At 74.0% G+C, this 24,804-nt stretch carries 23 protein-coding genes and 1 pseudogene; 12 read left to right on the forward strand and 12 right to left on the reverse strand.

All coding sequences use genetic code 11. The annotated features are described in order from the left end of the window. The first annotated feature begins 119 nt into the window (after nt 1–119). The 3 genes from galE (at nt 120) to idi (ending at nt 2,951) form a co-directional block, all read left to right on the forward strand. The gene (gene galE, locus ACFW3D_RS32255; protein WP_500510252.1) at nt 120–1,106 is read left to right on the forward strand and encodes a UDP-glucose 4-epimerase GalE; all 987 of its coding nucleotides are present in this window, start codon (nt 120–122) and stop codon (nt 1,104–1,106) included. A 173-nt stretch (nt 1,107–1,279) separates the two neighbouring features. After that, nucleotides 1,280–2,230, forward strand: coding sequence for a cation diffusion facilitator family transporter (locus ACFW3D_RS32260; RefSeq protein ID WP_500510255.1), 951 nt, complete (start codon nt 1,280–1,282; stop codon nt 2,228–2,230). A 112-nt stretch (nt 2,231–2,342) separates the two neighbouring features. Continuing rightward, nucleotides 2,343–2,951 carry an isopentenyl-diphosphate Delta-isomerase gene (gene idi / locus ACFW3D_RS32265; protein WP_500510257.1) on the forward strand — a complete coding sequence of 203 codons (609 nt, stop codon included), beginning with the start codon at nt 2,343–2,345 and terminating at the stop codon, nt 2,949–2,951. Between the two features lie 15 nt (nt 2,952–2,966). Here idi and ACFW3D_RS32270 read toward each other — a convergent pair whose 3' ends face one another. After that, nucleotides 2,967–3,458 (reverse strand): ATP-binding protein, encoded by a 492-nt coding sequence (locus ACFW3D_RS32270; protein ID WP_500510259.1) that lies wholly within the window; start codon nt 3,456–3,458, stop codon nt 2,967–2,969. Nucleotides 3,459–3,668: 210 nt separating this feature from the next. Beyond that, nucleotides 3,669–4,277, reverse strand: a complete 609-nt coding sequence (locus ACFW3D_RS32275) for an HdeD family acid-resistance protein (RefSeq protein WP_500510313.1) — start codon at nt 4,275–4,277, stop codon at nt 3,669–3,671. Nucleotides 4,278–4,427: 150 nt separating this feature from the next. Here ACFW3D_RS32275 and ACFW3D_RS32280 point away from each other — a divergent pair, with 150 nt between their 5' ends. Further along, nucleotides 4,428–5,204, forward strand: a complete 777-nt coding sequence (locus ACFW3D_RS32280) for an enoyl-CoA hydratase/isomerase family protein (RefSeq protein WP_500510262.1) — start codon at nt 4,428–4,430, stop codon at nt 5,202–5,204. A gap of 119 nt (nt 5,205–5,323) precedes the next feature. Here ACFW3D_RS32280 and ACFW3D_RS32285 read toward each other — a convergent pair whose 3' ends face one another. Beyond that, nucleotides 5,324–5,977, reverse strand: coding sequence for a pyridoxamine 5'-phosphate oxidase family protein (locus ACFW3D_RS32285; protein ID WP_500510264.1), 654 nt, complete (start codon nt 5,975–5,977; stop codon nt 5,324–5,326). A 196-nt stretch (nt 5,978–6,173) separates the two neighbouring features. Here ACFW3D_RS32285 and ACFW3D_RS32290 point away from each other — a divergent pair, with 196 nt between their 5' ends. Continuing rightward, nucleotides 6,174–7,055 (forward strand): SCO6745 family protein, encoded by an 882-nt coding sequence (locus tag ACFW3D_RS32290; protein WP_500510267.1) that lies wholly within the window; start codon nt 6,174–6,176, stop codon nt 7,053–7,055. Nucleotides 7,056–7,332: 277 nt separating this feature from the next. Here the strand turns inward: ACFW3D_RS32290 and ACFW3D_RS32295 are convergent, their stop codons facing one another. Then, complete coding sequence (locus tag ACFW3D_RS32295; RefSeq protein ID WP_500510269.1) at nt 7,333–8,241, reverse strand: EamA family transporter; 909 nt, start codon at nt 8,239–8,241, stop codon at nt 7,333–7,335. A gap of 118 nt (nt 8,242–8,359) precedes the next feature. Between ACFW3D_RS32295 and ACFW3D_RS32300 the strand changes: the two genes are divergently transcribed. Next, nucleotides 8,360–9,280: a LysR family transcriptional regulator gene (locus tag ACFW3D_RS32300; RefSeq protein ID WP_500510270.1), complete on the forward strand. Its 921-nt coding sequence runs from the start codon at nt 8,360–8,362 to the stop codon at nt 9,278–9,280. Between the two features lie 84 nt (nt 9,281–9,364). On the opposite strand, the gene ACFW3D_RS32305 is transcribed toward ACFW3D_RS32300, so the two are convergent. The 5 genes from ACFW3D_RS32305 to ACFW3D_RS32325 form a co-directional block, all read right to left on the reverse strand. Beyond that, nucleotides 9,365–10,282, reverse strand: a complete 918-nt coding sequence (locus tag ACFW3D_RS32305; RefSeq protein WP_500510272.1) for a DMT family transporter — start codon at nt 10,280–10,282, stop codon at nt 9,365–9,367. A 44-nt stretch (nt 10,283–10,326) separates the two neighbouring features. Beyond that, on the reverse strand, nt 10,327–12,402 hold the full coding sequence (locus tag ACFW3D_RS32310) for an FUSC family protein (protein ID WP_500510316.1): 2,076 nt from the start codon (nt 12,400–12,402) through the stop codon (nt 10,327–10,329). A 288-nt stretch (nt 12,403–12,690) separates the two neighbouring features. Next, nucleotides 12,691–13,398 carry a L,D-transpeptidase family protein gene (locus ACFW3D_RS32315; RefSeq protein WP_500510274.1) on the reverse strand — a complete coding sequence of 236 codons (708 nt, stop codon included), beginning with the start codon at nt 13,396–13,398 and terminating at the stop codon, nt 12,691–12,693. Further along, nucleotides 13,395–13,883, reverse strand: coding sequence for a glutathione peroxidase (locus ACFW3D_RS32320; RefSeq protein WP_500510276.1), 489 nt, complete (start codon nt 13,881–13,883; stop codon nt 13,395–13,397). The genes ACFW3D_RS32315 and ACFW3D_RS32320 overlap by 4 nt, the downstream gene beginning before the upstream one ends. 117 nt (nt 13,884–14,000) lie before the next feature. Further along, complete coding sequence (locus tag ACFW3D_RS32325) at nt 14,001–15,641, reverse strand: ABC-F family ATP-binding cassette domain-containing protein (protein WP_500510278.1); 1,641 nt, start codon at nt 15,639–15,641, stop codon at nt 14,001–14,003. Between the two features lie 101 nt (nt 15,642–15,742). Here ACFW3D_RS32325 and ddaH point away from each other — a divergent pair, with 101 nt between their 5' ends. Further along, a complete protein-coding gene (gene ddaH, locus ACFW3D_RS32330; protein ID WP_500510280.1) occupies nt 15,743–16,519 on the forward strand; it encodes a dimethylargininase in 777 nt (258 codons plus the stop codon). Between the two features lie 89 nt (nt 16,520–16,608). Then, nucleotides 16,609–17,574: an acyl-ACP desaturase gene (locus ACFW3D_RS32335; protein ID WP_500510282.1), complete on the forward strand. Its 966-nt coding sequence runs from the start codon at nt 16,609–16,611 to the stop codon at nt 17,572–17,574. Between the two features lie 58 nt (nt 17,575–17,632). Here ACFW3D_RS32335 and ACFW3D_RS32340 read toward each other — a convergent pair whose 3' ends face one another. The 3 genes and pseudogenes from ACFW3D_RS32340 to ACFW3D_RS32350 form a co-directional block, all read right to left on the reverse strand. Next, nucleotides 17,633–18,094, reverse strand: coding sequence for a GNAT family N-acetyltransferase (locus tag ACFW3D_RS32340; protein ID WP_500510318.1), 462 nt, complete (start codon nt 18,092–18,094; stop codon nt 17,633–17,635). 77 nt (nt 18,095–18,171) lie between these two features. Further along, nucleotides 18,172–18,417 carry an AEC family transporter gene (locus ACFW3D_RS32345; protein ID WP_500510320.1) on the reverse strand — a complete coding sequence of 82 codons (246 nt, stop codon included), beginning with the start codon at nt 18,415–18,417 and terminating at the stop codon, nt 18,172–18,174. 349 nt (nt 18,418–18,766) lie between these two features. Continuing rightward, nucleotides 18,767–19,138, reverse strand: a pseudogene (locus tag ACFW3D_RS32350) (AEC family transporter); the annotation flags it as partial. Nucleotides 19,139–19,338: 200 nt separating this feature from the next. Here ACFW3D_RS32350 and ACFW3D_RS32355 point away from each other — a divergent pair. The 4 genes from ACFW3D_RS32355 to ACFW3D_RS32370 are packed head-to-tail and all read left to right on the forward strand — an operon-like array spanning nt 19,339 to nt 24,800. After that, nucleotides 19,339–20,136 carry a TIGR03084 family metal-binding protein gene (locus tag ACFW3D_RS32355; RefSeq protein ID WP_500510284.1) on the forward strand — a complete coding sequence of 266 codons (798 nt, stop codon included), beginning with the start codon at nt 19,339–19,341 and terminating at the stop codon, nt 20,134–20,136. Between the two features lie 20 nt (nt 20,137–20,156). Next, nucleotides 20,157–21,695, forward strand: coding sequence for an acyl-CoA carboxylase subunit beta (locus tag ACFW3D_RS32360; protein ID WP_500510322.1), 1,539 nt, complete (start codon nt 20,157–20,159; stop codon nt 21,693–21,695). Nucleotides 21,696–21,708: 13 nt separating this feature from the next. Further along, nucleotides 21,709–23,601 carry an acetyl/propionyl/methylcrotonyl-CoA carboxylase subunit alpha gene (locus ACFW3D_RS32365; RefSeq protein ID WP_500510286.1) on the forward strand — a complete coding sequence of 631 codons (1,893 nt, stop codon included), beginning with the start codon at nt 21,709–21,711 and terminating at the stop codon, nt 23,599–23,601. 14 nt (nt 23,602–23,615) lie between these two features. Beyond that, nucleotides 23,616–24,800, forward strand: coding sequence for an acyl-CoA dehydrogenase family protein (locus ACFW3D_RS32370; RefSeq protein WP_500510324.1), 1,185 nt, complete (start codon nt 23,616–23,618; stop codon nt 24,798–24,800). Nucleotides 24,801–24,804 lie beyond the last annotated feature (4 nt).

The raw sequence follows: 24,804 nt of genomic DNA on the forward strand, positions 1-24,804 counted from the left end.
CGGCGTACGGAACCCGTACGTGTGGCGCCCGGTGCCCCGTGAGCCGGGCCCTCGGCGGTGGCCCCGAGGGGAGAGGCCGGCGCTCACCCGCTCCCGCGCCGAGCCACTAGGGTGGCGCCATGACTTGGTTGATCACCGGCGGGGCCGGCTTCATCGGATCTCACGTGGTGCGGGCGATGAGTCGTGCGGGCGAGCACGTGGTCGTGCTCGACGACGGCTCGGCCGGTGTGCCGACCAGGGTGCCCGCGGACGTCCCGGTGGTGACCGGCTCCGTGCTGGACCGCGCCGTGCTGGACCGCGCGATCGCCGGGCACGGCGTCACGGGTGTGGTGCACCTGGCCGCCAGGAAGCAGGTCGGTGAGTCGGTGGAGCAGCCGCTGCGCTACTACCGGGAGAACCTCGGCGGCCTCGGGACGCTGCTGGAGGCGGTGGCGGACGCCGGCATCGGCCGCTTCGTCTTCTCCTCCTCCGCCGCCGTGTACGGCCTGCCCGACGTGCCGCTGGTGACCGAGTCCACGCCGTGCCTGCCGCTGAGCCCGTACGGCGAGACCAAGCTGGCCGGCGAGTGGCTGGTCCGGGCGGCCGGCCGGGCGCACGGGATCTCCACCGCCTGTCTGCGCTACTTCAACGTCGCGGGGGCGGCCGAGCCCCGGCTGGCCGACACCGGGGTGTTCAACATCGTCCCGATGGTCTTCGACAAGCTGACCCGGGGCGAGGCACCGCAGATCTTCGGGGACGACTACGCCACCCCCGACGGCACGTGCGTGCGTGACTACATCCACGTCGAGGATCTCGCCGACGCCCATCTCGCGGCGGCCCGCTGGGTCGGCGAGCGGGACGGCGGCGACGACCTGACGGTGAACATCGGACGCGGCGAGGGCGTCTCGGTCCGGGAGCTGATCGACATCGTCCTGGAGGTCACCGGCCGCAAGGACGTCGTGCCCCTGGTGCTGCCGCGGCGCGCGGGCGACCCGGCGAGCGTGGTCGCCTCGTCCGAGCTGATCCGCCGGGAGCTGGGCTGGACGGCGACCCGTGGCGTCCGCGAGATGGTCGAGTCCGCGTGGGAGGGCTGGTGCCTGAACCGCCCGGAGGCGCGGGGCGCCTGACCACGGGCGTTCCCCTGCCGTCGCGGTCCGGCACATCACCGCAGGTCACCACGGCTGACAGCGGTGACCGCCGGCGAGTTGCCCACGGACGGTGACCGTTGTTCACTGGGCTCGCCGGTCTCCGCGCGCGGGCTCGCCGTCGCGCTGAGGGCGACGGACGGGAGTGTCGGGCGATGGGCGCAGGACACGCGCACGGCCACGGCCACCCGCACGGGCCGGGGTCCGTACCGACGGGCACGGCGGCCGCCGCCCACCGCGGGCGGCTGCGCATGGCACTCGGCATCACGCTGCTGATCCTGGTGGCGGAGGTCGCGGGTGCCGCGCTCACCGGATCGCTGGCGCTGCTCGCCGACGCCGGGCACATGGCGACGGACTCGGCGGGCCTGGCGATGGCGCTGGTGGCCATCCACTTCGCCAACCGCCCGCCGAGCGAGCGCCGCACCTTCGGGCTGGCGCGGGCCGAGATCCTCTCGGCGGTGGCCAACGCGGTGCTGCTGTTCGGCGTGGGCGCCTTCATCTTCTACGAGGCGGTCCGCCGGCTGATCACGCCCACCGAGGTCGAGGGCGGACTGACCGTCGTCTTCGGTGCGGTCGGCCTGGTGGCGAACTCGGTGTCCCTGCTGCTGCTGATGGCCGGGCAGCGCGAGAGCCTGAACGTCCGGGGCGCGTTCCTGGAGGTCATGGCCGACGCGCTGGGCTCGCTGGCCGTTGTCGTGGCGGCGCTGGTGATCCTGGCCACCGGCTGGCAGCGCGCGGACCCGGTCGCCTCGATCCTGATCGGCCTGATGATCGTCCCGCGGACGTGGAAGCTGCTGCGCGAGGCGATCGACGTCCTGCTGGAGGCCGCGCCCAAGGACGTGGACATGGCCGACGTCCGCGCGCACATCCTCGCGCTGCCCGGCGTGGCCGGGCTGCACGACCTGCACGTGTGGACGATCACCTCGGGGATGCCGGTCCTCTCCGCGCACGTCGTGGTGAGCCGGGACGTCCTGGACGCGGTCGGCCACGAGAAGATGCTGCACGACCTGCAGAGCTGCCTCGGCGTCCACTTCGACGTCGAGCACTGCACCTTCCAGCTGGAGCCGGTGGGACACGCGGAGCACGAGGCGCGGCTGTGCCACTGAGGGCAGGTCGCACCGGTCGACGCAGCGTCACCGGATGGAAACACGCTGCAACCGCACCGTGCGTCCTTGCGTGAGGCAAACTGAGGTCTTGTCGTCGAAGCAAAGGATGGCCATGCCCACGAGCCCCGCCGCCGGCCGGCCCCGCACACCCGCCGCGGACCCCTCCTCCAACGGTGCCCCGGCGCCGATCCTCCTCGAGCTGGTCGACGAGACCGGTGCGACGATCGGCACCGCGGAGAAGCTGTCGGCCCACATGCCGCCGGGGCGGCTCCATAGGGCGTTCTCGGTCTTCCTCTTCGACGGCGAGGGCAGGCTGCTGCTGCAGCGCCGGGCCGCGGGGAAGTACCACTCCCCCGGTGTGTGGTCGAACACCTGCTGCGGCCACCCCTACCCGGGCGAAGCGCCCTTCGTCGCCGCCGCGCGCCGCACCGCCGAGGAGCTCGGCGCGGCGCCCGCGCTGATGCGGGAGGCCGGCACGGTCCGCTACAACCACCCGGACCCGGCGTCGGGCCTGGTCGAGCAGGAGTTCAACCACCTCTTCGTCGGCCTGGTGACCGCGCCCCTGGACCCGGACCCGGAGGAGATCGGCGAGACCGCGTTCGTGGCGCCCGTCGAGCTCGCCGCGCTCCGCGCCGCCGGGCCGTTCTCCGCCTGGTTCCCGACCGTGCTCGATGCCGCGCTGCCCGCGGTCCGCGAGCTGACCGGCGACGCGGGCTGGTAGCCGCGGCCGCAGCGGTCAGTGCACCAGGCCCGGCGGCAGCGGGAGCGCGGCCCAGATGACCTTGCCGCCGGTCGTGGTCTGCTGGACGTCGCACATCCCGCCCGCCTCGGCGGTGACCGTCTTGACCAGCAGCAGGCCGCGCCCGCCGGTGTCGGCGTCGTCGACCTGGAGGGCCTTGGGCCGGTACGGGTGGTTGTCCTCGACGGCCACCCGTACCCAGTCCACGCCCGCGGCGAACTCCACCGCGATCTCCGGCGACAGCAGCGCGGCGTGCCGCACGGCGTTGGTGACCAGCTCGGAGACGATCAGCAGCAGGCCGTGCAGCAGGTCCTCACTGACCGGCACGCCCTGACGGACGACCAGCTCCCGTACCGCGTGCCGGGCCTGCGGGACCGAGGAGTCGAGCGCGGGGGCGGTGAAGCGCCACACGCCTTCGTACGGGCGCGGGACATCCGGCGCCACCGGGGGCACCGGGTCGGGGGGCGGGACGCTCCCGCGTACGTCCATGGCGGTCTTCACCCTCGCATTCGCGCGATGCACCCCGCGGCCCCGCGGGCCGCCCAGGGCGGCGGCGGGGTCCGCCTCACGGATCGAGTGTCGGCAGGCGAGGGGCTCACCCCGAGCCGCTGACCGTAAATCCGCAGCTTTCGACCACGTCCGACCCAAGGCGATCGGACATGTCAGTCCAGTGAGCCCTACTGATCCGGCCTTTCCGCTTCACTGACGCGTCAGCGGGGCGTCCCGGGCATCGGCGACCATTCCGACGATCCGCCGGCCACCGAGACCCGCGCCGAGCAGCCCGAGTCCGTCGAAGAGCAGCGCCAGCGAGAAGAAGGCCCCGATGACGTAGACGCTGCTCTGCGGCCAGTCGGCCAGGACCAGGATCGCCAGCAGGATGCCGATGGCGCCCTGGATGAGCGTCCACACCATGTGCGGCCCGCGCACCACCATCCCGCCGAAGAGGCGGAAGATCCCCCCGGTCAGGAAGAGCAGCGCCGCGAACATGGTGAGGGCGGCCGCGGTCTGCTCGGGGTTGCGGATCACGACGACCCCGGCGGCGATGTAGAGGGCCGCGACGACCAGGGCGAGCCAGAAGAAGTTGGTGTTGCGGTTCTGCACCGCCTGGACCAGGCCGACGACACCGCCGACCAGCAGCAGCCAGCCGAAGAGCAGCATCGAGGTGATGGTCGCGAAGCCCACGTAGAACAGCCCGACCAGGCCGCCCACGACCAGGACCGCGCCGAGGGCGGCGACCCAGCCGAAGCTGCGCTTGATCCCGGCCTCCGGGGGCTCCGGATGCTTCTTGCGTCCCTTGAACGGGGCCATGGCCGCCGCCTCCTTGCGCGCGTCGGGAGCCAGTCGGGAGCTACTGCTCATATACCCGATTTGCCGTGGCACGGACCGGGATAGGATCCCCGTCCGGCGGCCTGCGCCATCTCCGCCGGCCGGGACCACGACGAGATGAGGGATGCGGGCATGTCCGAGCCGTCGGGGCCGGGCCTGGTGGTGCACACGGCGGGCGCCACCGCCACCGTGACGATCAGCAATCCGGCCAAGCGCAACGCGATGACCCTCGCGATGTGGCGGGAACTGCCCCGCCTGCTCGACGGGCTCGCGGCGGACCCGGCCGTGCGCGTCCTGGTGCTGACGGGGGCGGGCGGCACCTTCTGCGCCGGCGCGGACATCTCCGACCTGCGCGACCCGGCGAGCGGTTCCGGCGCGGCGCAGAGCGCGGCCGTGGGAGCGGAGGAGGCGCTCGCGGCGTTCCCGAAGCCCGCACTGGCCGCGATCCGCGGTTTCTGCGTCGGCGGCGGCTGCCAGCTCGCGGCCGCCTGCGACCTGCGGTTCGCCGCGGAGGGCGCGCGCTTCGGGGTCACCCCGGCACGGCTGGGCATCGTCTACCCGGCGTCCTCCACCCGGCGGCTGACGGACCTGGTCGGACCGTCGACGGCGAAGCACCTGCTGTTCTCCGCGGAGCTGATCGACCACGAACGCGCGCTGCGCACCGGGCTGGTGGACGAGGTGCTGGCGGAGGACGCGCTCGACAAGCGGGTCGAGGAGTTCGCCGGGGTGCTGGCCTCCCGGTCGCTGCTGACGCAGGCGGCGGCCAAGGAGTTCACCGCGCCCGGCCCCGACCCGGCGCGGGTCGGGTACTGGGCCCGCCAGGCGGAGGGCAGCGCCGAGACGGCGGAGGGCGTCGCCGCGTTCCTGGAGGGCCGCGAGCCCCGCTTCACATGGACGACGGGACGCTAGGCCACGTCGTCACCTGCCCACCCCCGCGTTGTCGAATCGTCCGAGTGTCCCAGAAGCGGATGACTCTCACCCTTGCGAGGCACCGCGCCGGGGCATCTCCCGGCGCCGGCTGGGGGAGCTCATCCGGCGACAGGCCCGACCAGGTCCGCCAGGTGCGGTGGCAGCGGCACGCCGTCGCGCAGGGCGGGGTCGGGGACGGGGGTGCCCCACGCGGTGGTGAGCGGCAGGACGCCCGCCCACACGGGCAGCGCGGCGTCGGGCCCGTTGCCGTCGTCGGGCGGGCCGGAGCGGAGCTTGACCGAGGCCTCGTCGGTGGCCAGCGCGAGCAGCGTCGTCGCGGCGAGTTCGCGACGGTCCGGCCGGCGGGCGTGGTCCCACTGCCCCGGGACGCACTGTTCGCTCAGCACGCGCAGGCCGTGCAGCTTCTCCTCGGGATCGGTCACGGTGCGGGGCGTCCCGAGGACCATCGCGCTGCGGTAGTTGACGCCGTGCTCGAAGACGGAACGGGCCAGGACCAGGCCGTCCACATGGGTCACCGTGACGCACACCGGGGCGCCCGGGGCCGGGCGCAGGCTGCGGCTCGCCACGGAACCGTGCAGGTAGAGGGTGCCTGCGGCGGTGTCGTAGCCGTACGCGGTGGGCACGGCCATCGGCGTGCCGCCGACGAGGACGGCGAGGTGGCACACGAAGCCCGCGCCCAGCACGGCGTCCAGGTCGTCGCGGGAGACACTGCCCTGCTCACGGAGACGGCGGTGGCGGGTGCGCTCGGTCACGGGGAGGGTGCGGCCGGGGGCTGGCACGAGCTGGGCCTCCGAGGAATCGCGGCTACTGGGCGCCGAGACTAGCCAGATCAGCGGCCGGCCGCCATACATTCCGCGAAATCGGTGGCTCTGGCCGTTCGCACGACGGAATCGGTGTTTCGGCGGTGCAGGCCTCGGCGACATGCCGACCGGTCGGTAACCTGCTGCCATGACCGCCACCGTCCCCGTTCCCGCGCTGGAACCGCGCGCGGGCCGGCGCTGCCACAACGCCCTCAACCCCCTGCACTCGGTCGTGTACTTCTCACCCGAGTACGGCCACGAACTCACAGCACTCGGCCTGGAGCGCGGCGCCATGGCCTACTTCGCCGGGCGGGCCGCCCCGCTGGGCGCCGTCGCGGCGGGGACGGTCACCGCCACCTTCTACAACTTCAACCACGCGATCATCGCCCCGGTCATCCCGCGCGCCTGGGACATCGCGAGCCCGGAAGCCGTGGTCGAGACCCGGCTGCGTGTCGCCGACGCCGTACTGACGCGGCTGCTGGGCCCGGAGGTCATCGCCTCCGCCGACCTCGCCGACGCCGCGTGCCTGGCACTGCGCGCCGCCGAGGCCTGCACCCGCGAGGCCAGGCCCCTCTACGCCGCCAACGCGGACCTGCCGGTGCCGGAGCGGCCCCACCTCGCGCTCTGGCACGCGGCCACCCTGCTGCGCGAGCACCGGGGCGACGGTCATCTCGCGGCCCTCGCCGCGGCGGGCCTGGGCGGACTGGAGGCCCTGGTGACGCACACCGCCACCGGCAAGGGCTTCACCCCGGGCTTCGTGCAGCGCAGCCGCGGCTGGTCCGCCCAGGACTGGACCTCGGCCCAGGACCGGCTCCGGGAGCGCGGCCTGCTCGACGCAGCGGGCGACCTCACCGACCGCGGCGTCGAACTGCGCCGCGAGATCGAGGGCGTGACCGACCGCCTCGACCGCGCCCCCTACGAGCACCTCGGCGCCGCCGCCGTCGACCGCCTCACCACACTCGCGGGTGCCCTCACCCACCGCGTCCTGGGCAACGGCGGCTTCCCGCTGGAACACTTCGGCAAGAACTGAGGCGGTGGCGCCGGCCGCCACGTGCCCCGAGCCCGGTGGCCGGGGCGGACATGGGCGATGACGCGGTCCATCGGGAGCGCGGCAGGACACGCGACGAGGACGACGGCAGCCCCGGTGGCGTTGCCGCTCCCCTGCCGAGCGCTGCCGACCGCCCGGGCGACCTCGGCGACAGCGCCGTGCGGGGCGTGCCTGGCCCCCGTCGCCTGCACGGGAGAGCCCTGGAGACCACGCTGCGGTCGGGTTCGTCGCGCGGCGGGCCCCCGCAGGCGGCACCGGGTCAGGGGGCGGGGGCGGCCGGGGCGGGGGCGGCGGGGGCGGGGGCGGCGGGTTCGCCGCGGGTGACCTCGCGGGCGGAGCGGTCCGCCGCGCGCTTCTCGCCGCGGGCGGCGCCGATGCCCGCGACCACGACCAGGGCCGTCCCCACCGCCTGAAGGGCGGTCGGGACCTGGGAGACCAGCACCAGCGCCGCGAGCAGGCTGACCGCGGGTTCCATGCCCGCGAGCGTGCCGTAGGCGGTCTTGCCGATCCGCTGGAGGGCCTTCATCTCCAGCAGGAAGGGCACCAGCGGCATCAGGACGGCGATGCCCGCGACCGCCGCGACGACCGCCCATGTGGCGCCCGAGACCACGCCCGGAACCCCGAAGGGCGCGGTGAAGACCGTGGCCACGCCGAGGGAGACGGCGAGGCCGTGCTGCGCCGGGAAACGGCTGCCGACGTGCTGGGTGCCGATCACGTACAGCGCCCAGCACGCGCCGGAGGCCACCCCGAACAGGACGCCCGCCAGGTCGGCGCCGCCCTGCCACGGGGAGGTGAGGCACAGGACGCCCGCCGCCGCGAGCACCAGCCAGGCGAGTTCGCGGCGCTGCCGCAGGGAGGCGACGGCGACGGCGAGCGGCCCGAGGAACTCGAGCGCGGTCGCGGTGCCCAGCGGGATCCGAGCGGCGGCCTCCGAGAAGAGCAGCATCATGGCACCGCTGACCGCGCCGAGCAGGACGACCGCCGCCAGGTCACGGCGCGGGGCGGCGCGCAGCGCGGGCCACAGCGAACGGCCGGTGAAGGCGAGCAGCAGCAGCGCGGCGAAACCGACGCGCAGCCAGGTGGTGCCGGCCGGGCCGATGTCGTCGAAGAGTTCCGTCGTCAGGGCACTGCCGGTGTGGAGCACCGTCATCGCGGCCAGGATCAGCACGGCACCAGGTATGCGGTGGGTCGTAAAAGTATGCGGCTCGGACACGGGACCCATTGGACACGGAGTCCGTTGTTTCTGTCCACGAGTCATTGGCGGACGCATTGTTTACGATCGGTGGATGATCGACGCGTCCGACCAGCTGCCCGACCTCGGCCGCCTGCGCCTGCTGGTCGAGCTGAGCCGCCTGGGCACCATGGCCGCCGTCGCCGAGCGCACCGGGTACGGCACCTCGGCGGTCTCCAAGCACCTCGCCGTCCTGGAACAGGAGGTCGGCACACGGCTGCTCACCCCGGTCGGCCGCCGGGTGCGGCTCACACCGGCGGGCGAGCGCCTGGTCGCACACGCCGTGGGGATCCTCGCGGCGGTCGAGGAGGCCCGGGCCGAGCTGCGCGGGGCGTCCGGCCCTGCCGGCCGGGTGCGGCTGGCGAGCTTCGTCAGCGCGGTCGAGCCCACGGTCGTGCCCGCGCTCGGCCGGCTCCGCGCCGAGCACCCGCGCGTCGAGGTGCAGCTGTACGAGCACGAGCCGGAGCAGACCCTCGCGCTGCTGCTGTCCGGGGACGTCGACCTCGGCATCGTCTACGACTACAGCCTGGTGCCGCGCCCGGTGCCGGACGGCCTCAGCGCCCGGCAGTTCGCCACGCAACCGATGGTGCTCCTGCTGCCGGCCGGGCACCCCAGCGCCCCGGGGCCGGACGGGCCGGTGCCGCTGTCCGGGCTGAGCAGGCTGTCCGGCGCGGGGTGGATCACCAATTCGCGCGGCAGCGACGACGACGAACTGGTGCAGCGGGTGTGCGCGATGGCCGGCTTCACCCCGCGGATCGTGCACCGGGTCGACAGCCTGCACCTGGTGAACCTGCTCACCGGGGCGGGGCTCGGTGTGGCGCTGCTCGCCGAGTCAGGGGTCGAGCGGCAGCGCGAGGACGTGGTGACCCGTCCGCTGGACCCTCTGGTCGGCACGCGGCGGCACTTCCTCGTGGCGCGCGCCGGTCAGTGGTCGTGGCCGCCGATCGCGACGGTCGCCCGGCTGCTCACGGGGTGAGCGGGCCGGGCGACCGGAATGGGCGAGGTCAGCGGGTCAGCGGGTCAGCGGGTCAGCGGGTCAGCGGGTCAGCGGGTCAGCGGGTCAGCGGACGACCCTGACGGGTTCCTCGCCGGTTCCGCCGACGCCGGACGTGTCCTTCCGGGACGTGCCGTGCGCGCACGGCATCGCCGGGTGCCGGCCCAGCAGCACGACGCCCACGGCGATCGCGGCGAGCCCCGCCGCCTCCCAGGCCAGCGCGCCGGGCGTGACGCGTACCCGGTCGCCGAGGAAGCCGACGCCGCAGGCGATCCCGGCCAGCGGCTGGGCGGCGGTCAGCGCGGGCAGCGACATGCGCAGCGGGGCCGTCTCGAAGGCGCTCTGCACGAGCATCAGCCCGGTCAGGCCCATCACGACGACCGCGTACGGCTGCCAGTGCACGAACAGTGAGCCGACGCCCTCGTCCTGGGCGACCTGACCGGAGATCCGGGTCAGGGCGTCCTGGAGGCCGTAGAGCAGGCCCGCGGCCAGCGCCAGCACCGCTGCCTCGGGCGACGGCCGCAGCCGCCTGGCGCAGGCCACCAGGAGCAGCGCCAGGCCGACGACGACGCCGACCACCAGCCAGTGGCGCAGCGCCCCGGCGAGCGGACCGCCGCCGGAGGGGCGGCCGGCCACGATGAAGGCCGTGACGCCGAGCGCCAGCAGCGCCACGCCCGACCACCCGTGCCACCCGAGTCTCTGACCGGTGAGGCGGCGCGAGAGCGCCATCGCGAAGAGCAGGTTGGTCGCGGTCAGCGGCTCGACGAGGGAGACCTCGCCCTTGGTGAGCGCGAGGGCGCTGAGCAGCATGCCGCAGATCATCAGGAAGACGCCGAGCAGCCACTGCGGCATCCGCATGAGGTCCAGCAGCAGTCTGAAGGAGAGGAAGTCGGACAGCGGAGCGCGCTGGGCGGCCAGCTGCTGGAGTACGAAGCCGAGCCCCAGACAGCAAGCAGCCCCCACCCCGAGCAGGAATACGGCCACCTCGTCAACCTCCCGGTGTCGCCGACTGGCCCGACCTTAGCCCCTCACCCGTCTTGATCGCGACGATTGTCCGCCCTTGACTCCCGGCGCTCCCGGCCTCCGGCCGCGGCGGTCGCGACGGGGTGCGGTGCGCCGCGCCCGCCCCGCGCGGGTACGGGCAGGCCGGCCACGATGCCGCGGATGAAGTGCAACTCGGCGACGACGTCGGCGATGGTCTCGCACTCGGGGGCCACGGGGAGCGCCGGGGGACCCGTGACGGGGGCCCGGCCGTCCAGGGTGTCGGCCACCGCCGTGAGCGCGGCGACCACCTGAGCTCCCTCGCGGGCCGAGGGGCGCGGGGCGCCTTGCTCCATCCGGAGGACGCAGGCGGTGGTCGCGTCGACGATCCGCTCGGAGGCGGCGACCACCCGGAACCAGTCGCCGTTGCCGCCGTGCCGGGAGGGCAGCTCGGCGGCGAGGGTCTCGGCGGCGACACGGGCCTGCCCGAGTGCGCTGTAGGCCGCCCGGCGGAGCACCCTGCGTTCCTCGGGGCGCTCGCCGGCGGGCGCGGTCAGGACGTGGTCGAGGTAGTCCCGCGTGCGCCGCTGGGCCACGGCCAGCAGGTGGCCGACCCGTGCCGTGGGGTCGGTGAGCCGTGGGAGGTGGCCCACGACGACGACGATCGCGCAGGCGATCGCGGTGTCCAGGAGCCGGGACAGGGCCGCCTGGGTGTCGCCGCCGGCCCAGACGAACGCCAGCACCATGATCGTGACGGCGGTGGTCTGCAGTGCGAAGTGGCGGGCCGCGAACGGGAGGAGCGCCCCCGCCACGGAGGCGCAGACCGCGGTCCACCAGATCCCGCCGCCCAGGGGCGCGGCGAGCGCCGCGAAGACCAGTACGCCGAGCGCCGTGCCGAGGAAGCGGTTGACGACCCGGGAGAACAGCGGGCCGATGTCGGGCTTCACCAGGAACGCGGCCGTGAGCGGCAGCCAGTACCAGTGGTCCGCGCGCAGGGCCAGGGCCACGGCCGCACTGGCGGTAACGCAGACCGCGACCTTGAGTCCGTACTCGCGGCCCACGGGTCCGAGCACGCGGCGCCGCAGCATCGGCACCGACCCGCGGGCGGGGAGCGGGGCGGCGTCCTCGGGGCGGTCCGTGTCGGGCACCGTGCGGGCGAAGACGGCGGAGGCGTGCAGCATCATGGCGTCGAACGCGGCGCGGCCCGGGGTGGCCGTCCCGCGCGCCGGCAGCGGACCGGGCGGCGCTCCGGTCCGCAGGGCCCCGGCGAGCCGCCGCGGACCGTCGCCGGTGCCGGGCGGCAGCGGCCGGGCCTCCCACAGCAGGGCCGCGGCGGCGTCCGTCAGCTCGGTGGCCACGCCGAAGCGCTCCGCGAGCAGCAACTCCTCGGGGCTCGCGGACACACCCAGCACCCGCCGGCTGAGCCGGCGCAACCGGACGGCCTCGTCGCCGCGGTCCAGGGCGGCGCTGAGCCGCCGCCGCGCAGCCTCGGCGCCGGGGCCGCCGACGGAGTCGAGGGCGTCCGCGAGGGCGTCGAAGATCCGGGCCAGCGAGGCGCGCTCGCCGTCCAGCGCGCCGCCCGCCGGACGCGGCGGGCGCAGGACGAGCCGCAGCAGGAGCAGCCAGCCCGACCCGGCGAGGAAGCACAGCGCCTTGTAGCCGGGTCCGCCGGGCAACGGCAGTCCCATCCCGATCACGGTGGCGGCCAGCCCCTGCATGGCGGCCCGCGAACAGACCGGGCCGACCACGCTGACCGCGCCCGACGCCGCCCCCGCCGCGAACAGCACCGGCAGCACCCACCAGCCGGTCAGGGCGTTCTGCGTCACGGCACCCACCAGCACGCCGAGCGTGGCGACAAGCGCGGGCAGCCCGATGTGGACGACGCCCGTCCTGCGGGTGCCGGGGAGGTCGTTGAAGCCCGCGAACAGCGCGCCGAGCCCGGCCAGCACCCCGATCTCGACGCGTCCCAGCCCGATCCCCAACGCGAGCAGCGGCCCCGCCGCCAGTGCCCCGCGCAGCACGGCCGGCCACGGCACCGGCCCCCGCTGCCAGCGCAGCGGATGGGCCAGCCAGGACGGCAGGGCGACGGTTCGGCGGCCGGGGCCACGGAGCAGCACGGGCATCCTCACGGGACGAGAACGATCTCGACGTCGGGAAAAGACGCAGGCCAACGGGGTGTCGGGCCGTCGCCTCCCCCTACTCACCCTATCGGCCGAGTGCGTCCCGGTACGGCCCTGGGCCCTGGCGTCCCATGCCCTCCCCTGGCCTCGAACACTCCGGCCCCGGGGCGCGGCCCGGGGCCGACGACGACTCCCCGCGCTGCGCTGCACCGTCGCGCGGGGACACCTCCCGGCAGTGCCCGCGAGGATCGCCGGGCCGGGCTTCCGGGTGACGGGGGCGCGCCCCCTCGCCTAGTACCGCGTGACCGACGTCGGGCCCGACTCCGTGCCGATCACGATGTGGGGGTGGCGGCCGGGGTCGGCCCAGGCCAGGACGCGGCGCATGGCGTCCGCCGGGACCGAGACGCAACCCGCCGTGGCGGATCGGCCGTTCACGTGGAGGAAGATACCGGCGCCGCGTTCGCGGACCGGCTCGCGGTAGTTGAAGCCGATGACCAGGGCGTGCGCGTACTGCCGGCCGAAGTCGGCGAGGTGCTCGGACTCCTCGGGGGCGCAGTCCTCGGGCAGGGGTTCGACCCAGCGGTTGTAGGAGTCCGAGGCGTTGTCCTGGCACCACCAGGAGTCCTCGGTGACCGGCAGGTACCGCGTGGTCGTCCCGGAGGGCGGCGGCTCGGTGCCGAATGCGAACGGGAGGTCGTACAGCCCCGTCGGGGTGGTCGAGGTGTCCTGCACCCGCGTCCGGCCCTCGACGAGGCCGCCCCCGCCGAAGCGGGCGGGTGCGGAACCCGCGGCGACCCAGCGGCCGTCGCGGCGGTCCCACCAGGTCAGCGTCCCGGTGGTGGCCTCCGGGGAGGCGGCGACCGCGGTGATCAGCTGGGTGCCGCCGCCGGTGTCCGCCATGCGGTCGGGCAGCGCGGACGGCGCCCAGGGGGCCGCGGCCGCCGTGCCGGCCACGACGGCCGGCACGGCGAGGCGGGTCAGAGCCGCGCGCAGGCTCAAGCGGGGAGCTGCGCCTCGATGGCGGCGACGATCTCGTCCGCCTCGGGCTCGGTACGGGGGCGGAACCGGCCGGCGACCCGGCCGTCGGCGCCGACGAGGAACTTCTCGAAGTTCCACTGGACGTCGCCCGCCTGGCCCTCGGCGTCGGCGGTCTCGGTCAGCGCCGCGTACAGCGGGTGCCGCTGGTCACCGTTGACGTCGGACTTCTCGTAGAGCGGGAAGCTCACGCCGTAGGTCGCGGAGCAGAAGGTCGCGATCTCCTCGGCCGTGCCCGGCTCCTGGCCCGCGAACTGGTTGCTGGGGAAGCCCAGGACGGTGAACCCGCGGTCGGCATACCGCTTCTGCAGCCGCTCCAGGCCCTCGTACTGCGGGGTCAGACCGCACTTGGAGGCCACGTTGACGATCAGCAGGGCCTTGCCCCGGTGGTCGCCGAGGGAGGCGGGCTCACCGGTGAGGGTGCGCAGCGGGATGTCGTAGATGCTCACGTGGGTATCTCCTCGTTTCGGGGCGGCGCGGACTGACCACAGGTCGTCCATTCAACCCCGGTCACGGTGCCGATCTTCCCATGGGAGGGGGTTCCGGGCGCGGCCGCGGGCCCGGCGTCAGTGCTCGGTGACGCGCCCGGAGTCGACGCGGATGCGGCGGGTGGTGCGGACGGCCTCCAGCATGCGGCGGTCGTGGGTGACCAGCAGCAGGGTGCCGTCGTAGGAGTCGAGGGCGGACTCGAGCTGTTCGATGGCGGGCAGGTCGAGGTGGTTGGTGGGCTCGTCGAGGACGAGGAGGTTCACGCCGCGGCCCTGCAGGAGGGCGAGGGCGGCCCGGGTGCGCTCGCCCGGCGAGAGGGTAGCGGCGGGGCGCAGGACGTGGGCGGCCTTGAGGCCGAACTTGGCCAGCAGGGTACGGACGTCGGCGGGGGAGGTGTCCGGGACCTCGGCGCCGAAGGCGTCCAGCAGCGACTCGCCGCCGAGGAACAGCTTGCGGGCCTGGTCGACCTCGCCGACGACGACGCCGGGGCCGAGGTGGGACGCGCCCGCGTCGAGGGGCACCCGGCCCAGGAGCGCGGCCAGGAGGGTCGACTTGCCGGAACCGTTGGCGCCGGTGATGGCGACCCGGTCGGCCCAGTCGATCTGCAGGTCGACCGGTCCGAGGGTGAACTCCGGGCCGCGGCGGACCTCCGCCCCGCGCAGCGTGGCGACGACCGCGCCCGCACGGGGCGCGGCGGCGATCTCCATGCGCAGCTCCCACTCCTTGCGGGGCTCCTCGACGACGTCGAGGCGTTCGATCATGCGCTGGGTCTGCCGGGCCTTGGCGGCCTGCTTCTCGGTGGACTCGGCGCGCAGCTTGCGGCCGATCTTGTCGTTGTCGGTCGCCTTGCGGCGGGCGTTGCGGACGCCGTGCTCCATCCAGTTGCGCTGCATGCGGGCGCGCGACTCGAGGCCGGCCCTGGTGTCGGCGTACTCCTCGTACGCCTCGCGGGCGTGCCGGCGGGCGGTCTCGCGCTCCTCCAGGTAGGAGGCGTAGCCGCCGCCGTAGGTGTTGACCTGCTGCTGGGCCAGGTCGAGTTCGACGACGCGGTTGACGGTGCGGATCAGGAACTCGCGGTCGTGGCTGACCAGGACGGTGCCCGCCTTGAGGCCCCTGACGAAGGTCTCCAGGCGTTCCAGGCCGTCCAGGTCGAGGTCGTTGGTGGGCTCGTCCAGGAGGAAGACGTCGTAGCGGCTCAGCAGCAGGGACGCCAGACCGGCGCGGGCGGCCTGCCCGCCGGAGAGCGCCATCATGGGCATGTCGAGACCGACGCCGAGGCCGAGCGCCTCGCCCACCTCCTCGGCCCGCTCGTCGAGGTCCGCGCCGCCGAGGGCGAGCCAGCGCTCCAGGCCGTCGTTGTAGGCGTCGTCCGCGCCGGGCGTCCCGTCGACCAGCGCCTGGGTGGCGGTGTCGAGCGCGGCCTGGGCGGCGGCCACTCCGGTGCGCCGGGCGAGGAAGGCCCGTACGGTCTCGTCCGGGCGGCGTTCGGGCTCCTGCGGGAGGTGGCCGACGGTCGCGGTGGGCGGGCTGAGCCGCAGCTCCCCCTGCTCGGGAGCGCTCAGGCCCGCGAGCATGCGCAGCAGCGTCGACTTCCCGGCACCGTTGGCCCCGACCAGACCGACGACGTCGCCGGGGGCGACGACGAGGTCGAGGCCGGAGAACAGAACACGGTCCCCGTGGCCGGCGGCAAGATCCTTGACGACAAGAGTGGCACTCATCAGGCTGCCGATGCTATCGCCCCGGCGGACCGCGTCCCGCAGCCCGGCGGCGGCGCCCGGGACGGCCGCCGGCCGTCCCCGACCCAGGGAGGGAACGTCCCATGCCGAGCAAGAAGGTCCTCGTCCGCCGTCCGGGTCCGCGCCTCGCCGAGGGGCTGGTCACCCACCTCGAGCGCTCCCCCGTCGACGCCGGGCTCGCAGCGCGTCAGTGGGAGGGGTACGTGGCGGCGCTGCGCGCCCACGGCTGGGAGACGGTGGAGGTGCCGGCGGCGGACGACTGCCCGGACGCGGTCTTCGTGGAGGACGCGGTGGTCGTCTTCCGCAACGTCGCGCTGCTCGCCCGGTCCGGTGCCGTGTCCCGGCGTCCGGAGACGGCCGGGGCCGAGGAGGCGGTCACCGCGCTGGGGCTCTCGGTCAACCGGGTGCGCGAACCGGGCACATTGGACGGCGGGGACGTCCTCAAGGCGGGGGACACCGTCTACGTGGGCCGGGGCGGGCGGACCGACGCCGAGGGGGTGCGGCAGTTGCGGTCGGCGTTCGAGCCGCTGGGGGCACGGGTGGTCGCCGTGCCCGTCACCAAGGTGCTGCACCTGAAGTCGGCGGTGACTGCGCTGCCCGACGGCACGGTCATCGGGTATCCGCCGCTGGTTGACGAACCGTCGGTCTTTGCGCGGTTCCTGCCGGTGCCGGAGGAGCAGGGCGCTCATGTGGTGCTGCTCGGAGGCGGCCGGCTGCTGATGGCGGCGAGCGCGCCGCGCAGCGCGGAACTCCTGGGCGACCTGGGATATGAGCCCGTTTTGGTGGACATCGGCGAGTTCGAGAAGCTCGAGGGATGTGTGACCTGCCTGTCCGTTCGCCTGCGGGAGCTGTACGCCTGACGGCGGGTTGCCTTTTGAGTGTCACCTAACCTACGGTTTCGTAACTTACGATTCCGTAGGCACCCTCAGCGATCCCCCAGGAGCCCAGCGTGACCATTGCCCCGTCCCAGAGCACAGGATCGGAAGCATGGAGCGACACCAGGCTGCTGTACGCCTTGGAAGAGGTCGTCGAGACCGAGATCAACCGTCACCTGACGGCGGCCAAGGAGTGGATGCCCCACGAGTACGTGCCGTGGAGCCAGGGCCGTGACTTCGACGGGGTGATGGGCGGCGAGGCCTGGGCGCCCGAGCAGTCGAAGGTCACCGAGATCGGCCGGATATCGCTGGTGCTCAACCTGCTCACGGAGGACAACCTCCCCAGCTACCACCACGAGATCGCCACCCTCTTCGGCCGGGACGGCGCCTGGGGCACCTGGGTCCACCGCTGGACCGCGGAGGAGGGCCGGCACGCCATCGTCATGCGCGACTACCTGCTCACCACGCGGGCCGTCGACCCGGTGGAGCTGGAACGGCTGCGCATGCGGCACATGTCGGACGGCTTCGAGTCCGACAACGGGCACAGCATGCTGCACTCGGTGGCGTACGTCGCCTTCCAGGAACTGGCCACCCGCATCTCGCACCGCAACACCGGCCGCGAGTCGGGCGACCCGTTGTGCGAGCGCATGCTGGCGCGCATCGCGACCGACGAGAACCTGCACATGGTCTTCTACCGCAATCTGCTGGCGGCGGCGCTGCAGATGGCGCCGGACCAGACGATGCAGGCGATCCGTGACGTGGTCGTCGGCTTCCGGATGCCGGGACACGGGATGCCCGGCTTCGAGCGCTCCGCGGCCCGGATCGCCATCGGCGGCATCTACAACCTCCGCATCCACCACGACGACGTGCTCCAGCCCGTGCTGCGGCACCTGAAGGTGCTGGAGACCTCGGGGCTCGGTCCCGAGGGCCTGAAGGCGCAGGAGGAACTGGGCTTCTTCATGGGCGAGCTCGACAGCCAGGCCCGCAAGTTCGAGGAGCGCAGGGACGCCCTGCTGGCCCGGCGGGCCGCGCGAGCCTGACGCACCCGTTCCCCGCGGTGGGGCGCCTCCAGGGAGGCGCCCCATCGTCGCGGGCCGGTCAGCCCGCCAGCGCGGCGACCTCGCCCACCATCCAGACCAGGCGCTCACCGTGGTGCTCGAACTCGTACCGCCTGGCCATGCCCATCCGCAGGTAGAAGCCCTCCGCGCGCGGCTCCGCACCGACCCCGGGCAGACGCGCGTCCAGCGCGACCGCCCGCCGCACCAAGTGGCCCCACAGCAGGCGCCCGACCCCGGCTCCGATGAACGGGCGGTCGACGAACAGCAGCCCGATCCCCAGATAGTCCTGGTGCTCGTTGAGGGTGTAGAGGCCGACGGGCACGCCGTCCTTCTCCGCGACGGTGGCGTGCCGGAAGTCGATGTCCGCCACCGTGAGCTTCGGCGTCACATCGGGGACGTCCGCCACGCGGCCGTCCACCCAGTGCGACTTCGACCGCAGGACCAGCGCGTCCAGGAACGGCAGTTCCTCCGGGCGGGCCGGGCGGATCACGACACCTTCCATCCCACGAGGGTGGCAGCGCGCGGGCCGCGGCGTCACCGGTTCCCCCGCTCCATGTGCGCGGCGGTCGACGGCAGTGCCTAGCCGTGCGGGGGACCGAGGATCCAGGCGGCGGCGGAGAGCGTCGCCATCGAGAGCAGCGTGGAGAGCATGACCGCGTCGCGCGCGAGGGCCGTGCTCAGGTCGTACTGACGGGCGTAGACGAAGACGTTCTGGGCGCTCGGCAGCGCGGAGAGGATCACCACCGCGAAGAGCTGATGCGCCGGAAGGTGCAGGACGAGGCTGCCGACCGCGAACGCGGCCAGGGGCTGGACGAGGGTCTTGATGAGGACGGTGGCACCGACCTCCGCCCGGAACGCGGTGCCGGTGGCGGGCGGGCGGGCGGCCGTGCAGCGACATGCCGAGGGTGATCAAGGCGGTCGGCACACCGGCGCCGCCGAGCAGCCCGACCGAGTGACCGAGCGCGGCGGGCAGCCGCCAGCCGGCCGCGGAAACGACGCAGCCGAGGGCGGCCCCCAGGATGACGGGGGTCCGCAGCGGCACCAGGAGCAGCCGGGCGAGCCCGGCACCTCCCCGCCTCCGCCCGGCGGCACCACCGGTGCCCGCGTCGAGGACGGTGAGGATCACCGGGGTGACCAGCAGCACCTGGAACAGCAGCACCGGGGCGACGAAGGAGGCGTCCCCGAGGATCTGCACCGCGACCGGGATGCCCAGATTGGCGGAGTTGACGTATCCGGCCGCCATGCCGCCGATCGCCTGGTCCGGCAGACTCCGTCCGAAGAGCCACCGGCTGAGGGCGAACCCGAGCAGGCAGGCCAGGACCGTACCGGCCGCGAAGGCGATCACGGACGTGTTGCCGAAGGCGTCCAGGGGTGTTCCGGCGACCATGGTGAACAGGGCGGCCGGCATCGCGACGTGGAAGACGAACCGTCCGAGCACGGACTCCGCCTGCGGTCCCAGCAGTCCGGTACGGCCGACCACGTAACCCGCCGCACTGAGTGCCCATATGGGGACGAAACCGGCGAGCAGCGGTGGCAGGGCGTGCATGGAACCTCGGGTTGTCCGGTGGGCCGTCGGGCGCGGTCCCGGGGTCTCCGGGGCGGCCCGGAGCAGTCAACCAGGAGGTGACCGCCCCGCCGCGCGGGGCCCGTGCGAAAAATCATGCAAGCACGCTTGATTGTTTCCGGTCGCGGTGCCAGCCTGTGACGCGCACGGCTTCGCTGACGCTGCGTCATTCAGGGGGACCCTTGTCCGACCCCACACCCGTACTGGACGACCTCCGGGACGAGAGCGAGGGCCTGGACGCCCTGGTCGCCCCGCTGCCGGAGGACGCCTGGGCGGCACCGACGCCCGCCCCCGGCTGGACGGTGGCCCACCAGATCGCCCATCTGGCCTGGACCGACCGGCAGTCCGTGCTGGCGGTCACCGACCCGGAGGGCTTCGGCTCCGTGGTGGAGAAGGCCGCCGCCGCGATCGGCACCTTCGTCGACGACGGCGCCGAGGAGGGCGCGGCGCTCCCGCCCGCCGAACTCCTCGCGCACTGGCGTTCGGGGCGGGCGGAACTGCAGGCCGCGCTGCGGGCGCAGCCGCCCGGGACGCGCTTCCCCTGGTTCGGGCCGCCGATGAGCGCCGCGTCCATGGCCTCGGCCCGGCTCATGGAGAGCTGGGCGCACGGCGAGGACGTCGCGGACGCCCTCGGCGTTCGGCGGGCGCCGACCGCGCGGCTGCGGCACGTGGCGCGGATCGCCGTACGGGCCCGCGACTACGCGTACTTCGTCAACGAGCTGACCCCGCCCGCCGGGGAGTTCCGGGTCGAGCTGACCGCCCCCGACGGAACGCTGTGGACGTACGGCCCGCAGGCCGCCGCGCAGCGCGTCACGGGCCCGGCGCTCGACCTGTGCCTGCTGGCGACCCGCCGCCGGCACCGTGCCGACCTGGCCGTGCGCGCCGAGGGCGCGGACGCCGACCGCTGGCTGGACATCGCCCAGGCGTTCGCGGGGCCTCCGGGTGCGGGGCGCGAGCCGGGTGAGGGAGGAACGGCGTGAACACCGAGAACCGTACGACCATGCTGGAGCGCCTGGTCGAACTGGCGGCCGAGCACGAGAAGGCGCTCGCCGGCGGCGGCCCCAAGTACGTGGACCGGCACCGGTCGCGGGGGAAGCTGACCGCGCGGGAGCGGGTGGAGCTGCTGCTGGACCAGGACAGCCCGTTCCTTGAGCTGTCGCCGCTCGCGGCCTGGGGCAGCGACTACCCGGTGGGCGCGTCACTGGTGACCGGGATCGGCGTGATCGAGGGCACCGAGTGCGTGATCACCGCCAACGACCCCACGGTGCGCGGCGGGGCGAGCAACCCGTGGACGCTGAAGAAGGCCCTGCGGGCCAACGAGATCGCGCTCACCAACCGGCTCCCGCTGGTGAACCTCGTGGAGTCGGGCGGCGCGGACCTGCCCAGCCAGAAGGAGATCTTCATCCCGGGCGGCGCGCTCTTCCGCGACCTGACCCGGCTGTCGGCGGCCGGTGTCCCCACCGTCGCCGTCGTGTTCGGCAACTCGACGGCCGGCGGCGCGTACGTCCCCGGGATGTCCGACCACGTGATCATGGTCAAGGAGCGCTCCAAGGTGTTCCTCGGCGGCCCGCCGCTGGTGAAGATGGCCACCGGCGAGGAGAGCGACGACGAGTCGCTGGGCGGGGCCGACATGCACGCCCGCGTCTCCGGGCTCGCGGACTACTTCGCGCTGGACGAGCCCGACGCGCTGCGCACCGCCCGCCGGGTGGTCGCCCGGCTCAACTGGCGCAAGCAGGGCCCCGCCCCGGCCGCCGCCTACGACCCGCCGCGGTACGACGAGGACGAGCTGCTGGACATCGTCCCGGCCGACCTCAAGACCCCCTTCGACCCGCGGGACGTCATCGCGCGGGTCGTGGACGGCTCGGAGTTCGACGAGTTCAAGCCGCTGTACGGGCCGAGCCTGGCGACCGGCTGGGCGCGGGTGCACGGCTACCCCGTCGGGATCCTCGCCAACGCGCAGGGCGTGCTGTTCAGCGCCGAGTCGCAGAAGGCCGCGCAGTTCATCCAGCTCGCCAACCAGCGCGACATCCCGCTGCTGTTCCTGCACAACACCACCGGCTACATGGTGGGCCGCGAGTACGAGCAGGGCGGCATCATCAAGCACGGCGCCATGATGATCAACGCGGTGTCCAACTCGCGGGTGCCGCACATCTCGGTGCTGATGGGCGCGAGTTACGGCGCCGGGCACTACGGCATGTGCGGCCGGGCGTACGACCCGCGCTTCCTGTTCGCCTGGCCGAGCGCCAAGTCGGCCGTCATGGGCCCCGCGCAGCTCGCGGGCGTGCTGTCCATCGTGGCACGGCAGTCGGCGGCCGCCCGGGGCCTGCCCTTCGACGAGGAGGCCGCCGCGGGGCTGCGCGCGATGGTGGAGCAGCAGATCGAGTCCGAGTCCCTGCCGATGTTCCTGTCGGGGCGGCTGTACGACGACGGGGTGATCGACCCGCGCGACACCCGCACGGTGCTCGGCCTGTGCCTGTCGGCCGTCCACAGCGCACCGGTCGAGGGCGCCCGCGGCGGCTTCGGCGTCTTCCGGATGTGAGGAGCACCTGACCGTGATCGCATCAGTGCTGGTGGCCAACCGCGGCGAGATCGCCCGCCGTGTCTTCCGCACCTGCCGCGACCTGGGCATCGCCACGGTCGCCGTCCACTCGGACGCGGACGCGACCGCCCCGCACGTACGGGAGGCGGACGCCGCCGTGCGGCTGCCGGGGGACGCGCCCGCCGACACCTATCTGCGCGGCGACCTCATCGTGAAGGCCGCCCTCGCGGCGGGCGCGGACGCCGTCCACCCCGGCTACGGGTTCCTGTCGGAGAACGCCGGCTTCGCCAGGGACGTCATCGCGGCGGGCCTGACCTGGATCGGGCCCTCGCCGGAGGCCATCGAGGCGATGGGTTCCAAGACCCGGGCCAAGCGGCTGATGGCCGAGGCCGGTGTCCCGGTGCTGGAGGCCGGACCGGACGACCTGCCCGTGCTGGTCAAGGCGGCGGCGGGCGGCGGCGGGCGCGGCATGCGCGTCGTCCGGGAGGCGGCCGCCCTCGAGCAGGAGCTCGCCGCCGCCCGCGCGGAGGCGCTGTCCGCCTTCGGGGACGGCGAGGTGTTCCTCGAGCCGTACGTCGAGGACGGGCGGCACATCGAGGTGCAGGTGCTGGCCGACACCCACGGCACCGTGTGGACGCTCGGGGAGCGGGACTGCTCGGTGCAGCGCCGCCACCAGAAGGTGATCGAGGAGACCCCGGCGCCCGGCATCACCGACGTGCTGCGCCGGACCCTGCACGAGGCGGCCGACGCCGCGGCGCGGGCCATCGGCTACGTCGGCGCGGGAACGGTGGAGTTCCTGGTCTCGCCGGACGGCCGGCCGTACTTCCTGGAGATGAACACCCGCCTCCAGGTGGAGCACCCGGTCACCGAGTGCGTCTTCGGTGTGGACCTCGTCGCGCTGCAACTGGACGTCGCCGAGGGCGGAAGACTTCCCGCCGCTCCCCCGGCGCCCTCCGGTCACGCGGTCGAGGCCCGGCTGTACGCGGAGGACCCGGCCCGCGACTGGCAGCCGCAGACCGGCGTCCTGCACCGCTTCCGGCTGCCGCGGGCGCCGGGGCTGCGGGTGGACGCGGGCTTCGGCGACGGCGACCGGATCGGCGTGCACTACGACGCGATGCTCGCCAAGGTCGTCGCCCACGCCGCCACCCGCCCGCAGGCGCTGCGGCTGCTCGCGGGCGCCCTGGAGCGGGCCCGCGTGCACGGTCTGGTGACCAACCGCGAGCTGCTCGTACGGGTGCTGCGGGACCCGGACTTCGCCGCGGGGCGGCTGTCCACGGCCTTCCTGGACCGACTCGGCCCGGCGCCCGCCGGGAACGGGGGCGCCGCGCGACTGGCGGCCCTGGCCGCAGCGCTCGCCGACGCCTGCGGCCGGCACCCGCTGGGCGGCTGGCGCAACCTGGCGTCGGCACCGCAGTCCAAGAGCTACCGGGCCGAGCCGGGCGGCGCCGAGTACGAGGTCCGCTACCGGCTCGGCCGCGACGGACTGACGGCCGAGGGCCACCCGGACGTGCGTGTGCTGGAGCGGACGCCGGAGCGGGTGGTGCTGGAGGTCGCCGGGGTGCGCCGCGCCTTCGACGTGGCGGTCTACGGGGACGAGGTGTGCGTCGACGGCGCGTCGGCCTCCCACCGCTTCACCGCGCTCCCCCGCTTCCCCGCCCCGGAGGCCCAGCTCGCGCCCGGCTCGCTGCTGGCCCCGATGCCGGGGACGGTGGTCCGGGTCGCGGACGTCGCCGTCGGCGACAAGGTCGCGGCCGGGCAGCCGCTGCTGTGGCTGGAGGCCATGAAGATGGAGCACCGCGTCGCCGCCCCGGCGGACGGAGTGCTCACCGCACTGCACGCCGAGGCCGGCCGCCAGGTCGACGTCGGCACCGTACTCGCCGTCGTCCAGGAAGAGGAATCCCCTTGAGCGCCACGCCCGCCGTGAACGGACCGACCGGCACCTTCGACAACGTCCTGCTGGAGAGCGAGGAGCGGCGCGCGCTGCGCAAGGCCGTCTCCGACCTGGGCCGCCGCTACGGGCGTTCCTACTTCCTCGACGCCGTGCGCGAGGGGCGGCACACCGACAAGCTGTGGCAGGAGGCCGGCTCGCTCGGCTACCTCGGTGTCAACCTGCCGGAGGAGCACGGCGGCGGGGGCGGCGGCCTGGCCGAGCTCTCCATCGTGCTGGAGGAACTGGGCGCCGCGGGCTGCCCGTTGCTGCTGCTCATCGTCTCCCCCGCGATCTGCGGCACGGTCATCGCGCGCTTCGGCACCGAGGAGCAGAAGCGCCGGTGGCTGCCCGGGCTCGCCGACGGTTCCACCCGGATGGCCTTCGGCATCACCGAGCCCGACGCCGGTTCCAACTCGCACCGGCTGACCACGACGGCCCGCCGGGACGGCTCGGACTGGCTGCTGACCGGCCGCAAGGTCTTCGTCTCCGGCGTCGACATCGCCGACGCGACGCTCATCGTCGGCCGCACCGAGGACGCGCGCACGGGCAGGCTCAAGCCGTGCCTGTTCGTCGTGGAGCGCGAGACGCCCGGTTTCGAGTTCCGGCCGATCGACATGGAACTGTCGGCCCCAGAGAAGCAGTTCCACATCTACATGGACGACGTACGGCTGCCCGCCGACGCCCTCGTCGGCGACGAGGACGCGGGGCTGCTGCAGTTGTTCGCGGGCCTCAACCCCGAACGCGTCATGACGGCCGCCTTCTCGATCGGCATGGGCCGCTTCGCGCTCGACGCCGCCGTGGCCTACGCCCGCACACGGCAGGTGTGGAAGGCCCCGATCGGCTCGCACCAGGCCATCGCCCACCCGCTGGCGCAGGCCCACATCGAGCTGGAACTGGCCCGGCTGATGATGCAGAAGGCCGCGTTCCTGTACGACGGCGGGGACGACACGGCGGCCGGCGAAGCCGCGAACATGGCGAAGTACGCGGCGGCCGAGGCGGGGGCGAAGGCCGTCGACCAGGCCGTGCACACCCTCGGCGGCAACGGCCTGACGGCCGAGTACGGGCTGGCCTCCCTCCTGACGGCCTCACGCGTGGGTCGCATCGCGCCGGTCAGCCGGGAGATGATTCTCAACTACGTCTCGCACCACACGCTGGGTCTGCCCAAGTCCTACTGAGCAC

It is taken from the genome of Streptomyces sp. NPDC058864 (assembly GCF_042742985.1).
Taxonomy (GTDB): Bacteria; Actinomycetota; Actinomycetes; order Streptomycetales; family Streptomycetaceae; genus Actinacidiphila.

Coding starts and splice junctions, on each gene's coding strand:
- galE (WP_500510252.1), top strand. CDS start 120: ATGACTTGGTTGATCACCGGCGGGGCCGGCTTCATCGGATCTCACGTG.
- ACFW3D_RS32260 (WP_500510255.1), top strand. CDS start 1,280: ATGGGCGCAGGACACGCGCACGGCCACGGCCACCCGCACGGGCCGGGG.
- idi (WP_500510257.1), top strand. CDS start 2,343: ATGCCCACGAGCCCCGCCGCCGGCCGGCCCCGCACACCCGCCGCGGAC.
- ACFW3D_RS32270 (WP_500510259.1), bottom strand. CDS start 3,458: ATGGACGTACGCGGGAGCGTCCCGCCCCCCGACCCGGTGCCCCCGGTG.
- ACFW3D_RS32275 (WP_500510313.1), bottom strand. CDS start 4,277: ATGGCCCCGTTCAAGGGACGCAAGAAGCATCCGGAGCCCCCGGAGGCC.
- ACFW3D_RS32280 (WP_500510262.1), top strand. CDS start 4,428: ATGTCCGAGCCGTCGGGGCCGGGCCTGGTGGTGCACACGGCGGGCGCC.
- ACFW3D_RS32290 (WP_500510267.1), top strand. CDS start 6,174: ATGACCGCCACCGTCCCCGTTCCCGCGCTGGAACCGCGCGCGGGCCGG.
- ACFW3D_RS32300 (WP_500510270.1), top strand. CDS start 8,360: ATGATCGACGCGTCCGACCAGCTGCCCGACCTCGGCCGCCTGCGCCTG.
- ACFW3D_RS32310 (WP_500510316.1), bottom strand. CDS start 12,402: ATGCCCGTGCTGCTCCGTGGCCCCGGCCGCCGAACCGTCGCCCTGCCG.
- ACFW3D_RS32325 (WP_500510278.1), bottom strand. CDS start 15,641: ATGAGTGCCACTCTTGTCGTCAAGGATCTTGCCGCCGGCCACGGGGAC.
- ddaH (WP_500510280.1), top strand. CDS start 15,743: ATGCCGAGCAAGAAGGTCCTCGTCCGCCGTCCGGGTCCGCGCCTCGCC.
- ACFW3D_RS32340 (WP_500510318.1), bottom strand. CDS start 18,094: ATGGAAGGTGTCGTGATCCGCCCGGCCCGCCCGGAGGAACTGCCGTTC.
- ACFW3D_RS32360 (WP_500510322.1), top strand. CDS start 20,157: ATGCTGGAGCGCCTGGTCGAACTGGCGGCCGAGCACGAGAAGGCGCTC.